We start from the raw sequence: 13,492 nt of genomic DNA on the forward strand, positions 1-13,492 counted from the left end.
TTCAGACCGGAGGCGGGCGCCGTTGGCTGGCATCCGCAGGCGGCGCCGGCGGAAAATCCAAGGATTCAATTTTCCCGCCCAATTCATCCAGCGCGACGCGCAGGTCGTCCAGCAGTTTGCGCACGGCGCGGACGGAATTGAGCATATCGTCTCTTTGAACAGAGGAAAACCGCTCCGGAATGCGGATGTTTTCCCCCTCCGTCCCGGGCGCGGCCGCTTCTCCGGACAAAGCGGAGGAGGATGAATGCGCCGCAGCCGCCGGCGCCGCGGCTGTTTTTCCGGAGGAGATTGATTCGGAAATCTCCTTGTCAAGCTCGGCCAGGTCAAATCCTTCCGGAATGGGCACTTCCAGTTCGCTGTCGCAATGCGGACAGCTGATATTAAGCCCCGCCCCCCGGCAATCAATCGCCAGGCTTTTGCCGCAGCGCCCGCAATCAAAAATAATATCGCTGCCTGAAAGCGTCGGATTTTTTGATTCGGCACGATTCATATTGGCCCTGCCGCTTTACGGAAAAACAGGATATAAGCTCTCTGTCAATTATATGTATAGCAACTTTTCTGAAATATCAAGCTTTTTATTGAAAATAATTACAGGAAGTTATATGTTCGCATCAGTCGCATAAATGCCCGCAGGCCGCAGACTATGAAGAAAAGAAGAGATTTCTGACATGTCGGCAAGAACCCGCATGACGCCTGAAACGGGAATGATCCGCAACGTAACGCGGCCCTCCGCGGTTCGGCCCGTGTTTGAACGCGCGACAATTACAGAAGCGAGGGCAACCCGCGTTATTCCACGGCATCAGCACGTGAATTACGAGATTATCTTCGTGGACCGGGGCGTTTACCGGTGCCTTCATAACGGGATTGATTTTACGCTCGGCAGGAACGGATTGCTCGTCATCAAGCCCGGCGATTGGCATACGGATATTTTTGACGGAAAATATCTCCGTTATTTCGGGCTGGGATTCAGCCTCAACCCGGCGTCCTGCGCGCCGGCATCCATTTTCCGCGAAGGTACCCCGGTGGAAAAACAGCGCTTTGCCGCCAAGCGGGAGGAGTTTCTGCCCCTGATAGAAAAAATCAGGCGGGAATCGCGCGCCGGCGATTTTGTTTCGGCGCATATCCAGGACGCGCTGGTGCTGGAGTTTTTTTACCGCATGATCCGGGCGGTTCCCCGGGAGATCCTCTCGGATTATTATGTGGCGACCTCGCGCGCAGCATCTTTTTCCGCCAGCCTTGTTTCAGTTATCAACGAACAACTGACCCGGAAATTGAATGTCGGCGAACTGGCTTCGGCGCTTGGCGTCAGCGAAAGCTCCCTGGCGCACAAGTGCCGGGAAATACTGCATTGCTCGCCGGCGCGCCTTTTCCGGCAGGTCAAGCTGAACCGCGCCATGCGGATGCTGAAATCCACGGACATGCTGGTCAAGGAAGTGAGCGACTATCTGGGTTTTGAAAACCAGTTTCATTTTTCCCGGGCTTTCAAAAAGGCCTTCGGAAAAACCCCGTCGGAAGCGCAGAACGATAAAACTCCCTCGCCCCTTTGAGACCTCATTTGCAGGATTCGTCAAATGATTTGCAGGCATTGGCATTCCGTTTTCCAGACGCGCGCGTAGCATCTGACACTGAACGGAACAGCTTATAGTTTTTAAAATCAAAATTAATCGGAGGAACTTTATGCGCCAGAAACAGGCAATAACCGTCCATACCATATCTCATACCCACTGGGACCGCGAATGGTATCTGCCGTTTCAGCAATACCGGACCAGGCTCGTGCAGCTTATGGATCATCTCCTTGATTCACTCCCCAAAAACAAGGATTACCGGACTTTTCATCTGGACGCGCAAACGGTCGTGCTTGAGGATTATCTGGAAGTATGCCCGGAACGCCGCGCGGAAATTGAAGCGCTGGTCAGGAAAGGCCGCCTCCTCATCGGCCCCTGGTATATTCTGCCGGACGAATTCCTGGTCAGCGGCGAAGCCACCATCCGGAACCTTATGCTGGGGCACCGTTTGGCGGAACAATTCGGCCGCGTCATGAAAGCCGGTTATGTACCCGATCCGTTCGGCCACATCTCCCAAATGCCCCAGATCCTGCGCGGGTTCGGCCTGGACAATTTCATTTTCATGCGGGGTTACGCCGGCGCCACCGGCCGCAAAACCTCGGAATTTATATGGGAATCACCCGATGGAAGCCGGGTCTTCGCCTATTACCTGCCCGGCGGCTACGGGAACGGCGCCTGGCTCAATCTTTTTGCCGACAATCCGCAAAAATGCGCGCAAATCGTCCGGGACATGCTGAAAAAAACAACGCCCTGGTCAACCATTCCGCATGTGCTGCTGATGAACGGCACTGATCATCTTATGCCGGAATTTGAAATCACGAATATTTTACGGCGGCTCCATGGCGCATTTCCGGGATACCGTTTTATTCATACGACCATGGAGAATTTTATCCGCCTCGCCAACAGGCGTTCCGGACGCAGGCCGCTGGTGCGCGGCGAACTGCGCCAGAACGGCGAGTTTGCGCCGCTGCTCTACGGCGTTCTTTCAGCGCGGAACTATCTGAAGCAGCGCAATCACGCCGTCCAGAATCTTCTGGAAAAATGGGCCGAACCAGCCTCCGCCGCGGCGTGGCTGGCCGGCGTTTCCTATCCTCGGAAACTTCTCTGGCAGGCGTGGAAATACCTTCTGCAGAATCATCCGCATGACTCCATCTGCGGCTGCAGCGTTGATCCGGTCCATGAACAGATGATGACGCGTTTTGCCTGGGCGGAAGACCTCGGCGAATATCTTGTCGGCAGGGCGCTCACTCATATCGCCGCCTTGCTGCCGCTCAAAGGAACACCGGATGTTGTCCGCAGCGTCGTGGTCTTCAATCCGCTCGCACGCCGGCGTTCGGGATGCGCGGAAATCGCCGTTGATTTGCCGGCAGGGTTCAAGGGCGAATTTCATCTTGTTGACCATAAGGGCAAGGTGGTTCCTGCGGTTCCCCTCTCGGCCGCGGCGGAAAATAAAACCCATGTTCACGACAGGTTGTATCCTTACTGGGAGCCGGTCAGGCGCCAGCGCGTTCTCATTGATGCGGCCGGGGTGCCGGCGTTCGGTTACGCCGCGTTTCAGGCGCGGAACGGCAAGGCGCCGAAACATGCCGCCCCGGCCGGCAAGCTGTCATGCGGGAAAAATTATGTGGAAAACAAACACCTGCGTCTGCAGTTGGCCGCCGACGGCACGTTCCAGGTCTTTGATAAAAAAACCATCCGGCGCTGGTCAGGACTTAACGCCTTTGAAAATATGGCGGATGTCGGCGATGAATACAACTATGCGCCTCCCGAGAAAGACTCGGCCGTCAACAGCGATAAAATTCCTCATGCCTGGGAACCGGTGCGGATGGAACCGCTCATGGCGGGTTTCAAAATACGCACGGAATTGCCTCTGCCCCGCGCCATAGACGCCGAAAGAAAGGGCCGTTCTACGGAAACTGTCAATTGCCTGCTGGAGACCGTCGCCACCCTGGATGCGGTATCCCGGCGGGTTGATTTCACCACCCGTTTCATTAACAACGCTCAGGATCATAATCTACGCGTCCTTTTTCCAAGCGGCGCGCGCAAAGCTTCCTTCTCCGAGGCGCTGGGGGCATTTGACGTTGTCCGGCGACCCATTGCCGCGGGAAAACGCGGCCCGAATTCGGTGGAAGATCCTCCTTCGCGGCATCCGATGGATGGATTTGTTGATGTCGCGGATAAGAACGGCGGCCTGCTGGTATGCGGCGCCGGACTTCATGAATATGAAGTCAAGGATGACGGCGAACGGACCATCGCCGTAACTCTTCTGCGCGCGGTCGGCTGGCTTTCAAGACCGGACATTAAGACGCGCAACAACGATGCCGGGCCGAGTTTGCCCGCTCCCGGCGCGCAATGCCCGGGCGAACATGTTTTCCGTTACTGCCTTGTTCCCCATGATGGCGACTGGGAGGATTGCCAGGGCTGGCGCGAGGTCATGGATTTTCTCCATCCCGTGCGCTGCCTGACATTGCCCATTACGGCGCCGGCGTTTGAGGGCAACCGTTCCGTCATTCCGTCTCAAAACCAATCGCTTCCGGAAAGCGCGTCTTTACTCTCAATTGAACCGGCCGCCATGATTCTTTCCGCGGTCAAGAAAGCCGAGGATCGGGATTGCCTGATTGTGCGCGCCTGGAATATAGGCGCAAAAACGGTTGCGGCCAGGTTCGTTTTTGCGCGGAAAGTCAGACAGGCTTACCGCATCAATCTTGCGGAAAAGCGCTTGAAACGGCTCGCCCTGCAAACAAAGAACGTGGTCGCCATTCCCTGCAAACCCAAACAGATCGTCAGCATTGAAATTCATTTGTAATACCAGATCAAAAACATTTGACGGCTGGCGAATGTTTTTATATAACTACTGGAAACAGAAGTTCGCGGCAAAAGGAACTTTAAACAGGCAGGAGAAATTAAAATGATAGTCAGCACCAATCAATTGTTCAAACACGCTTACGGCAAATACGCCGTCGGCGCCTATAACATCAATAATCTTGAACAAACCATGGGTTTGTTCAAGGGCAATCTTGACAGCAAGGCGCCTTTTATAATCCAGATTTCCAAGGGCGCCCGCTCCTACACCGATAAAAGCATGTTGGAGGCCATTATCCGCGCGGCCGACAAGCTCTTCCCCAAGGCCGTCTTCGCCGTTCATCTTGACCATGGCGACGAAACAACGGCCATGGATTGCATCGCCAGCGGCTTCTACAGCTCGGTCATGATTGACGCCAGCATGAAGCCCTATGAAGAAAACATCGCCATAACCAAGCGCGTTGTCGCGGCCGCCCATGCCAAAAATATTTCCGTTGAAGCGGAACTGGGCCAGCTCGGCGGCGTGGAAGAGCATATCTCCGTCTCCGAAGACCAGGTCCACCTGACCGATCCGGCCCAGGCCGAGGATTTCGTGAAACGCTCCGGCTGCGACAGCCTGGCCTGCGCCATCGGCACCAGCCACGGCGCCTACAAGTTTGCCGGCAGCCAGGGCCTCCATTTTGAAATCATCGCCGACATCCAGAAACGCCTGCCCGGGTTCCCGCTCGTCATGCACGGTTCAAGCTCAGTCCCTAAGGACGAAGTGGACCGCATCAACGCCGCCGGCGGACAACTCAAGGGCGCCAGAGGCGTTGATGAAACACAATTCGCCAAGGCCGCCAAGCTCGGCGTAACCAAGGTCAACATTGACACCGACGGCCGCCTGGTCTGGTGCCGCGTTCACCGCGAACATTTCAAGGAACATCCGGAAAACTTTGACCTCCGTCCCCCGGGCAAAATTTTCATGGCCGAATTCGCGAAATATATCGCCCACAAAAATAACTGCCTGGGAAGCTCTGAACAGCTTGATTCGGTGCGGGAATTTCTGAAATAAGAATTAACCGCCCGCTTTGCTAGCGCGGAGAACGCGGAGATAGGAATGGTTTTTGTTTTTAACAAAAAAGAATGTTCTACCTCTGCAAACTCTGCGCCTCTGCGGCGAAAAAAATTCCATAATGAATCCTTCTGAATTGCTCGGCCGAACTTTCGCCTGCGAGTGCGGAAAAACTCATTCCGTCCCGATCCGCGAAATCATCTACTCCGAATCGGCCGTGCAAGATGCCGCCGGCGTTTTCAGCCGTTATTTCCGCGGCAAAACAACCGTAATCATCGCCGATCAGCGCACCTTCGCAGCCGCCGGGAAAGCGCTGAACGATGCGCTCGCCGCGCAGGGCTGGTACATCTCCAACCTGATCGTGCCCGACGGCAAAAACGGCAGGGAGCCGGTCTGCGACGACTTTACGCTTGATTACGTTCTCAACCGCCTGCCTAAATGCGATTTTTACATCGCCGCCGGCGCGGGCGTCATCAGCGACCTGACCAAATGGGCCGCCTGCAAAACCGGCAAACCCTATGCCGCGCTCGCCACCGCGGCCTCCATGAACGGCTATTCCTCGGCCAATATCGCCCCGACCGTCAAAGGCGTCAAACGGCTCATGGACGGCGTCTGCCCGCTGGTCATCATGGCGGTCCCTTCCGTCATCAACCAGGCGCCCTATAAACTCACCGCCGCCGGGCTCGGCGACGTGCTCGCCAAGCCGGTCAGTATCACGGACTGGCGCATGAGCAAGCTTTTGTTCGGCGAATATTTTTGTCCGCTCTGCGCGCGCATGATTTCCGAGATAGAGCCGGCCTACATGGACAATCCCGGCGGCATTCTGCAAAAAAAACCGGAAGCCATCGGCGCTTTGTTCAACGCCCTCGTTTATTCCGGCCTTTCCATGACCATCGCCGGCACTTCCTCGCCCTCTTCCGGCGGCGAGCACATGATCTCCCACGCCCTTGATTCAACCGCCCTCGCCCGGGGGTTAGGCCATGATTACCACGGCCGCCAGGTGGGTTTGGGAACCATCTTCGCCTGCGCGCTGTATGAGCGCATTTTGGCCCTGGAAGCCCCTCAATTTACCCTGCGGGCCGAACCGGTCAATGCCGCCTTCTGGCAGTCGCTGGCGCCGGTTGTGGAGGAGGAGTACGCCCGCAAAACAACGAAAGCGGCCAGGGCCGTTGAACAACTGAAAAAGAAAAACTGCTGGGATGAATTGCGCGCCCTCGCAAAACAATCAATCCGCACCCCCGCCGGGATCAGGGATTGCCTGAAAACGGCCGGCGCGGCTTATCGTATCGCCGATATCGGCTGCGATCGCGCCCGGTTCCTTGAAGCCGCGCTCAACTGCCACCAGATGCGCGAACGTTACACCGTGATTGACCTCGCCCGCGCCGTGGGCATTATGCCCAAGGCGGCCAATGAAATCATTGAGGAATATCTGGCTTAATAATCAATGTTTTGGAACTATTTTTTCATTTATTGCCGAGCAAAGCATTCTGAAATTGGCGGTGATGTAGTATCTTCTTTTCTTATCTCGATTTTCAATTTTGACGGGTAAACCGCCGACCGTATTTCAAAAATGATGGCGCTGAATTTATCAGCGCAATCCCGAATCGTGTACCACTATATCATGCCATAGGCAGATATCCGCCTGGCGGAAAAAACAAGAAAAGGATTCTCCGCCCCGGCGGATCCGCACAGGCGGAACCACGGAGACCCATGCTTCGCCCCAGCGCTTAGCAGGGCAGGCACGGAGAAGAAGAGGTTGCTTGAAATCAGTTTTGCCGAAGGCAAAACCAGATTTCAAGCAAGGCTTTAGCTCTGTGTCTCATTTTTCTCTGTGGTTGATTTCTCCGGGTTGCGGGCATAGCCCGCTTTGGTCACATCATTGACAGCGCGTCCACGTCAACCGCAATGCGCACTTGCGGCGGGCATTTCAACCCGCGCAAAACCTGCTTTATCTGCCCGGAAACCTCCGCCGCCGAAGGCGCACGGATGATGATCTGGAGGCGGTATTGGCCCCTGGCCATGCTGATCGGCGCCGGCATGGGACCGGAAAGAACGGCCGGGGGTTTTACCAGCGGTTTTAACCCGCCGGCTAATTGTTTCGCGGCCAGGGCGATCATTTCATCCGGCGCGCCTTCCAGGGTAATGCAGGTCAGATGGGCAAAGGGCGGATAAAAAAGCTCGCGGCGCGACTCAACTTCCTGGTCGCAAAACCCCTCGTAATCCATCCGGCGCGCGGCCTGTACCGCCGGGTGAAAGGGCGTAAAAGTCTGGACAATGACCTCGCCGGCAATATCTCCCCTGCCCGCCCGGCCGGAGACCTGAAGCAAAAGCTGAAACGTCCTTTCCGCGGCCCGGAAATCGGGCATATGCAGGCTGTGATCCGCGTAAATGACCCCCACCAGGGTCACGTTGGGAAAATGCAGGCCCTTGGCAATCATCTGGGTGCCGATCAGGATGTCTATCTTGCCGGTCTTGAAGTCACCGAGAATGTTCCGATGCGAATGTTTCGCGGTGGTGGTGTCGGCATCCATCCTTTGCGCGCGCGCCTTCGGGAAAAGCGAGTGCACGATTGATTCAATCCGCTGGGTGCCGATGCCGGAGAATTTCAAGGCAAAAGCGCCGCACTTGGCACATTTGTCCGGAACCTTTTCCGCCCGGCCGCAGATATGACAGCGCAATTCCTCGCCCGCGCGGTGATAGGTCAGCGCTACACTGCATTGAGCGCAAATCGCCACGAAACCGCAGGCCGGGCAAATGACCGAAGTGGCAAATCCGCGGCGGTTCAGGAACAGCATGGTCTGCTCGCGCCGTTCAAGCCTTTCGCGAATCGCCTCAACCAGCGGACGCGAAAACACGTTCACGCGGCCTTCGCGTTCCGCTTCCAGCCGCATGTCAATAATGTTCATGCGCGGCATTTTCTGCCGGTCAACGCGATGGTGAAGATGCGCGATCGCGTATTTGCCGATGCGCGCGTTATAAAACGATTCCAGCGCCGGCGTGGCCGAGCCAAGCAGGACCGGGCAGCGCTCAATTTCGCCGCGTTTTATCGCCACGTCCCGCGCATTGTATCGCGGGGCCTCACCCTGCTTGTAACTGGTTTCATGCTCCTCATCAACCACGATCAACCCCAGCCGCTCCACCGGCGCAAACAGCGCCGAGCGGGCGCCGACCACGATCCGCGCCTGGCCGTCATTGATCCGGTGCCACTCGTCGTGCCGCTCGCCGTCCGAAAGATGGCTGTGCAAGACCGCCACCTTGTCTCCGAAACGCCCGCAGAATCTTTCCACGGTCTGCGGCGTGAGCGCAATCTCGGGCACCAGCACGATCGCCCCCTTGCCCCGCTCAAGGACATGCCCGATGGCCTGCAGATAAACTTCTGTCTTGCCGCTGCCGGTTACGCCGTGCAGCAGAACCACCGGCGGCGAAAAAGTGTCAATTGATTTTTCAACCAAATCCAGGGCGGCGGCCTGCTCGGGAAAAAGATTCAGCGGCTGGGTCGGCAAAATGGTCTGGCCGGCGAACGGATCGCGCCGTAAATCCCGGCTGGCTATTTTTAAGACGCCCTTCTGTTCAAGGCTTTTGACCGCGCCCGGCCCCGCGCCGGAGCGCTCAAGCAGGTCGGTCAATAACACCTGCTTATCCGGTAGTAAAAGCTCAAGCGCGGCCGCCTGTTTGGGGGCGCGCGCGCGCAGTTTGACCAGGTCCAAGTCTCTTATTTTTCCGGGGACAACCGTTACCGTTTTTTGCTGAAGAAATTTCGCCTGCGGCCGCCGCACCGCGCAGGGCAGGAGCGAACGAATGGCCTGCTCAAAAGCGGAAGCGTAATAATCGCTGATCCAGCGCGCCAGCTTCAGGATATTATCTCCGAGCAGCGGCTTGCCCCCGACCAGGGCGGCAATTGCCTTCAGGTTTTTTATCTCGGAGCGATCAGCCAGGCCGATCACGTAACCGCGCGTGACTCTGTTTCCGAAAGGCACCAGGACCCGCGCGCCGACCCGCACCACGGAAACCAGCTCATCCGGGACAAGATAATCAAACTCCCGATCCAGCGAAATTTCAACGGCAACTTTGGCGATATTTTGCATTTTCAGGTTTCATCGCAACTTCAATTTTAAGATGTTTTTACCGCAGAGGCACAGAGTCTGCAGAGGTAAGATAATTGTTTTATATAAAATTCAGAACCAGAAAAAATATGTTCTATCTCTGTGTGCTCCGCGCCTCTAGCAAAGCCCTGAAGCATGCGCTTCGCTTAACTTCGGGGCGAAGCGGGCGGTGATTTTCTCCTCATTCCCCGATAATCTTCACCAGCACCCGTTTTTTGCGCCGGCCGTCAAATTCTCCGTAAAATATCTGCTCCCATGGCCCGAAGTCAAGCCTGCCGTTTGTAACCGCCACGACCACCTCGCGCCCCATAAGAGTGCGTTTAATGTGGGCGTCGGCGTTATCTTCCGCTCCGTTGTGCGCGTACTGGGAATACGGCTTTTCGGGGGCAAGCTTTTCCAGCCATTTTTCAAAATCGGCGTGCAGTCCGCTTTCGTCATCGTTGACAAACACGCTGGCGGTGATGTGCATCGCGTTCACCAGGATGAGCCCCTCTTTCACGCCGCTTTCCTCAAGGCATTTTTCCACCTGCGGGGTGATATTGATGAATGCCCGGCGCTGTTTCGTTTCAAACCAGAGTTCCTTGCGATACGTTTTCATGATCCACGGTCTCCTTGTTTGCCCCCGAATATTGCACGAATTTCGTGCAATATTCAGGTTGTAAAATAAATTGAGTTTGTCATTTTTAATTTTGCCGCACAAGCACAAACCCACACCTCCGTTGCGGGCGGCTGCCTGTTCCCTTAGCAAACCCCTTGCCCGGGGCTTGAAAATCAATTTGACAGGAAGAAAAAAGCAGGTATTATTCCGTTCTCTTCTCAAGGGCGATTAGCTCAGTTGGCTAGAGCACTACCTTGACATGGTAGGGGTCGGAGGTTCGAGCCCTCTATCGCCCACCATAAGCCCAACCCCTCGCATCACATTATGCCCGCAATAATAATTTTCATGCGGGAATGAATTATGCCGCCAAAGTCGGCGCTTGTATTTGACCGCGGTAGGAGCCGCATCCCTATGCGGCGATTCCGGACGACAAAACCACCTCGCCGAACAGGAGTTCGGCCATGATTTCACGCTTTTCTACGGCACAATTGACCAGGCATGGCATCACTTAAGCAATGCACATGGCGCTGACCCTGCACCCTAAAATATCTAGCTGACAGACTGGCTGATTGATTTATATTCATGACCATGAAAACAATACAGATCGGCTCGTTTGAAGCAAAAACGCGTTTCAGTCAGCTCCTGCAGGAAGCGGAAAAAGGCAAAAGCTTTGACCTTAATTTTGCGCCGCGGCAAGCCCGTGGCGCAACCCAGGGGAATTGGCTTGGCAGCCAACCTGAAACCCGGACGCGCAGCGTTGGATTTTTTTCGCGATACGCGCCGCAATTTACCAATTTCGCCTGCTGAAATACAGCGCTGGATCAACAAAGGACGGCCTTGATGACCGATAAATGGGTAATGGATTGCTCTGCAATGGCCGCTGTTATTTTATGCAATCGCCCGGGCCCGGCGCCGGCAGGGACATCTGCCCAAACAATTCTGCCGCGTAAAACATTCTAACATTCTGCAGAATGTTAGAATGTTTTCATGAATTTCAGAAAGGCTTGGCCGTAGGGCGAAGGAAAATGCGCCACCTGGCGGCCGCGATATTTTTTATTCAGGAGGCCGGCCTGAACCAACGCGCGGGTATGCTGGGAAATGGTTTTAAGGTTTGCGTTCAGCGTCAGCGCCAGATCGGCCAGCGCCATCCCCGCGTTTTGTTCAACGGCCAGCAAAATGGCAATGCGCCGATGATTGGCCGCCCCCTTGAAATACCGCTCCAGTTGTCTGGGTGTTTTCATAGCATTCGCCTCCCGTTTGCACGCGCTTTCAACATTCTAACATTCTGCAGAATGTTAGAATGTTGTCAAGAAAAGAACGCGGAAAAGCAAGCATTCTATCGGAACTGGATAAAAACATTCGGCCGGCCCGCTATCGCCATGGCGCAGACGGGACATCCCGTCTTCCCTTGCCCGTAAATTCTTTTCCGCAGACGGCCGAACGGATACGCGGGAAAAAAAACGACCCGAATTCCGAAAATAATTGTTGATTTTTTTGAGGGAGGGGATATATTTAAGTAGTTTTACAAAATTATAAAAGATGAAAAATCAAAAAAACAAAGCCGTCGGCGAGGTGCGCGCGCGCCTGGTTGAAACCGCCGGGCGCACCACGCAGGATCTCGGCCTGGGCAGGATCATCGGCCAGGTGCTCGCCGATATTTATCTGACCGAGGGGGAGAGATCCCTGGACGACATCGGACAAAACCTGGGGCTCAGCAAGGCCGCCGTCAGCATCGCCGCGCGGCGTCTGGAGAGCCTGGGGCTTCTGCAGCGCAGCTGGAAACAAAGAGACCGCAAAAACTATTACCGGGTGGTTGACCATTTCGGGGTCGCCCTGCGGAGAGGCATAATGGAAATGATACGGGACAAGCTCCGCACCACCGGCGCGGAGCTTGACCATGCCGAAGCATTACTGCGCCATACGGGCAACGACACAGGCGAAACAAAATTTCTGCGCGCCCGGCTCCAGCGCACCAAGCAGATATGCCGCCGCGCCGCGCGGGTTTTGAATAACCCCGTCATGAAAATGATGGGATTGTAGGCCGGTAGAAAATGGATGTTGCGCGTGGTAAAAGCTCGGCGCCCGCCTGCATCGCGACACCTGCCTTACGGCGGATCGGGATGCAACTGCGAGCAGGCATAATTTATAAAGACGGAGTGTAATTATTCTCGGAAATGAAAAACATGAAGCCATCCAAAGCGGGCGATACCCGCAACCCAACTGGAGCCGGCCTGCCCCCAGGCCGGTCAGGCCGGGGTGATGGCGCCCCGGCTCCAAAAGATACACGCAAAAACGTGTATGTTTACAGAAAAGGTGCTAATTCGTCATTATCGCATCCCGCAAACATGGATGAATTAGCGGAGGAATGTTTGCAGGCTTTGGCTCAGCGCGGATTGGGCAGAATTATTTCAATTGGCGGCGCGTTGGGATTACTGCATTATCTGGATTACAGGGTTACCCGCGACGCCGATGCCTGGTGGAACGATTCTGCCGCAGAGACTGAAAAACAGCAGGTGATTGAAGTTATCCGACAGGTTTTAGCGTCCAGAGGCAATGTTCAGATTCGATCCTGGGGTGATGTGGTCAGTATTGAATTGGAAAACAAGGGGCGCGTGGTTTTCAGTTTCCAGATTGCCAGACGATCCGCGCGTCTGAGCGAAAGCCGAAAAGCGGCCTGGGCGGATATCTGGGTGGATGGTTGGGAGGATTTGTTGGCGTCAAAAATGACGGCTCTTATCGAACGCGGCGCTCCAAGGGATTTTCGGGATATTTTCGCCGTGTGCCATGCGGAATTAACGGCTCCCGCAGACTGCTGGACATTATGGGCTAAACGTCAACTGCTGGCCGGAAGCGATGCCAACCCGGAACGGGCCAGGTTGGCCTTGCATGCCCATCTAAAACGCATTGCTTTGCATCGTCCGCTGGAAAACATTAAAGATAGGAGAGAACGCGCCGAAGCGGACAGCCTGCGGCGCTGGTTTAACGGAAAGTTTATTGATGCGCTCAAATGAACTGCTGAATATTGAGGGAGCTCTTTATCCCGATCAAAATCCTCCCGCTTCATTGAAAGCTCTGGCGGACCGGGTGGATTTTCTGGCCCGCATGTGCGCGGCATGGGATTTTGGCATTCTGCCGGATGAAAAAGTTGTCCGTGAGATTACCACGCCAGGCTGGCGTAAGGCGGTAGAAGCGTGCGAATTATTAACCTCTCCGTCTTATCATTTGTTGCGCGAATGGCAAGGTCTGCCGTCCAAGCCATTTTTAGGGCAGACGTCGCCGGAAATTGTTAATGACCCGAATCTGGTCCATGTATGACTTCGTCGTTCTTTTGGACGCCGTCCGTTGGCCGGTATCCAAAAGAATAATCCGA

Annotated in this window: 12 protein-coding genes and 1 tRNA gene; 9 read left to right on the top strand and 4 right to left on the bottom strand. The window is 55.3% G+C overall.

Annotated features, from left to right (window positions below):
• Position 1: 1 nt before the first annotated feature.
• The gene (locus tag PHP98_06775; protein ID MDD5483339.1) at positions 2–490 is read right to left on the bottom strand and encodes a hypothetical protein; all 489 of its coding nucleotides are present in this window, start codon (positions 488–490) and stop codon (positions 2–4) included.
• A 196-nt stretch (positions 491–686) separates the two neighbouring features.
• Between PHP98_06775 and PHP98_06780 the strand changes: the two genes are divergently transcribed.
• The 4 genes from PHP98_06780 to PHP98_06795 all read left to right on the top strand — a co-directional run bounded on the left by PHP98_06780 (position 687) and on the right by PHP98_06795 (position 6,859).
• Entirely contained in the window at positions 687–1,547 is an 861-nt protein-coding gene (locus PHP98_06780; protein MDD5483340.1) for an AraC family transcriptional regulator, read from the top strand.
• A gap of 130 nt (positions 1,548–1,677) precedes the next feature.
• The gene (locus PHP98_06785; GenBank protein MDD5483341.1) at positions 1,678–4,371 is read left to right on the top strand and encodes a glycoside hydrolase family 38 C-terminal domain-containing protein; all 2,694 of its coding nucleotides are present in this window, start codon (positions 1,678–1,680) and stop codon (positions 4,369–4,371) included.
• A gap of 102 nt (positions 4,372–4,473) precedes the next feature.
• Positions 4,474–5,421 (top strand): ketose-bisphosphate aldolase, encoded by a 948-nt coding sequence (locus tag PHP98_06790; protein ID MDD5483342.1) that lies wholly within the window; start codon positions 4,474–4,476, stop codon positions 5,419–5,421.
• A gap of 121 nt (positions 5,422–5,542) precedes the next feature.
• On the top strand, positions 5,543–6,859 hold the full coding sequence (locus PHP98_06795) for an iron-containing alcohol dehydrogenase (protein MDD5483343.1): 1,317 nt from the start codon (positions 5,543–5,545) through the stop codon (positions 6,857–6,859).
• Positions 6,860–7,292: 433 nt separating this feature from the next.
• On the opposite strand, the gene priA is transcribed toward PHP98_06795, so the two are convergent.
• Positions 7,293–9,506 carry a primosomal protein N' gene (gene priA, locus PHP98_06800; GenBank protein MDD5483344.1) on the bottom strand — a complete coding sequence of 738 codons (2,214 nt, stop codon included), beginning with the start codon at positions 9,504–9,506 and terminating at the stop codon, positions 7,293–7,295.
• Positions 9,507–9,705: 199 nt separating this feature from the next.
• Positions 9,706–10,122 carry a secondary thiamine-phosphate synthase enzyme YjbQ gene (locus PHP98_06805; GenBank protein MDD5483345.1) on the bottom strand — a complete coding sequence of 139 codons (417 nt, stop codon included), beginning with the start codon at positions 10,120–10,122 and terminating at the stop codon, positions 9,706–9,708.
• A 222-nt stretch (positions 10,123–10,344) separates the two neighbouring features.
• Here PHP98_06805 and PHP98_06810 point away from each other — a divergent pair.
• Both PHP98_06810 and PHP98_06815 read left to right on the top strand, forming a co-directional pair.
• A tRNA-Val gene (locus PHP98_06810) sits at positions 10,345–10,421 on the top strand.
• A 289-nt stretch (positions 10,422–10,710) separates the two neighbouring features.
• Complete coding sequence (locus tag PHP98_06815; GenBank protein MDD5483346.1) at positions 10,711–10,929, top strand: hypothetical protein; 219 nt, start codon at positions 10,711–10,713, stop codon at positions 10,927–10,929.
• Positions 10,930–11,096: 167 nt separating this feature from the next.
• On the opposite strand, the gene PHP98_06820 is transcribed toward PHP98_06815, so the two are convergent.
• A complete protein-coding gene (locus tag PHP98_06820) occupies positions 11,097–11,363 on the bottom strand; it encodes a helix-turn-helix transcriptional regulator (protein MDD5483347.1) in 267 nt (88 codons plus the stop codon).
• 298 nt (positions 11,364–11,661) lie between these two features.
• On the opposite strand from PHP98_06820, the gene PHP98_06825 reads away from it, so the two are divergent.
• From PHP98_06825 to PHP98_06835, 3 genes are all read left to right on the top strand, one after another.
• A complete protein-coding gene (locus tag PHP98_06825) occupies positions 11,662–12,162 on the top strand; it encodes a MarR family transcriptional regulator (protein ID MDD5483348.1) in 501 nt (166 codons plus the stop codon).
• Between the two features lie 134 nt (positions 12,163–12,296).
• A complete protein-coding gene (locus PHP98_06830) occupies positions 12,297–13,133 on the top strand; it encodes a hypothetical protein (protein MDD5483349.1) in 837 nt (278 codons plus the stop codon).
• Positions 13,120–13,437 carry a hypothetical protein gene (locus PHP98_06835; GenBank protein MDD5483350.1) on the top strand — a complete coding sequence of 106 codons (318 nt, stop codon included), beginning with the start codon at positions 13,120–13,122 and terminating at the stop codon, positions 13,435–13,437. The genes PHP98_06830 and PHP98_06835 overlap by 14 nt, the downstream gene beginning before the upstream one ends.
• Positions 13,438–13,492 lie beyond the last annotated feature (55 nt).

Source organism: Kiritimatiellia bacterium (assembly GCA_028715905.1).
Classification (GTDB): Bacteria; Verrucomicrobiota; Kiritimatiellia; order JAAZAB01; family JAAZAB01; genus JAQUQV01.

What these genes read in the sequence shown, in the direction of transcription:
- PHP98_06775 (MDD5483339.1), bottom strand. Translation starts at nt 490, where the DNA reads ATGAATCGTGCCGAATCAAAAAATCCGACGCTTTCAGGCAGCGATATT.
- PHP98_06780 (MDD5483340.1), top strand. Translation starts at nt 687, where the DNA reads ATGACGCCTGAAACGGGAATGATCCGCAACGTAACGCGGCCCTCCGCG.
- PHP98_06785 (MDD5483341.1), top strand. Translation starts at nt 1,678, where the DNA reads ATGCGCCAGAAACAGGCAATAACCGTCCATACCATATCTCATACCCAC.
- PHP98_06790 (MDD5483342.1), top strand. Translation starts at nt 4,474, where the DNA reads ATGATAGTCAGCACCAATCAATTGTTCAAACACGCTTACGGCAAATAC.
- PHP98_06795 (MDD5483343.1), top strand. Translation starts at nt 5,543, where the DNA reads ATGAATCCTTCTGAATTGCTCGGCCGAACTTTCGCCTGCGAGTGCGGA.
- priA (MDD5483344.1), bottom strand. Translation starts at nt 9,506, where the DNA reads ATGCAAAATATCGCCAAAGTTGCCGTTGAAATTTCGCTGGATCGGGAG.
- PHP98_06805 (MDD5483345.1), bottom strand. Translation starts at nt 10,122, where the DNA reads ATGAAAACGTATCGCAAGGAACTCTGGTTTGAAACGAAACAGCGCCGG.
- PHP98_06815 (MDD5483346.1), top strand. Translation starts at nt 10,711, where the DNA reads ATGAAAACAATACAGATCGGCTCGTTTGAAGCAAAAACGCGTTTCAGT.
- PHP98_06820 (MDD5483347.1), bottom strand. Translation starts at nt 11,363, where the DNA reads ATGAAAACACCCAGACAACTGGAGCGGTATTTCAAGGGGGCGGCCAAT.
- PHP98_06825 (MDD5483348.1), top strand. Translation starts at nt 11,662, where the DNA reads ATGAAAAATCAAAAAAACAAAGCCGTCGGCGAGGTGCGCGCGCGCCTG.
- PHP98_06830 (MDD5483349.1), top strand. Translation starts at nt 12,297, where the DNA reads ATGAAAAACATGAAGCCATCCAAAGCGGGCGATACCCGCAACCCAACT.
- PHP98_06835 (MDD5483350.1), top strand. Translation starts at nt 13,120, where the DNA reads ATGCGCTCAAATGAACTGCTGAATATTGAGGGAGCTCTTTATCCCGAT.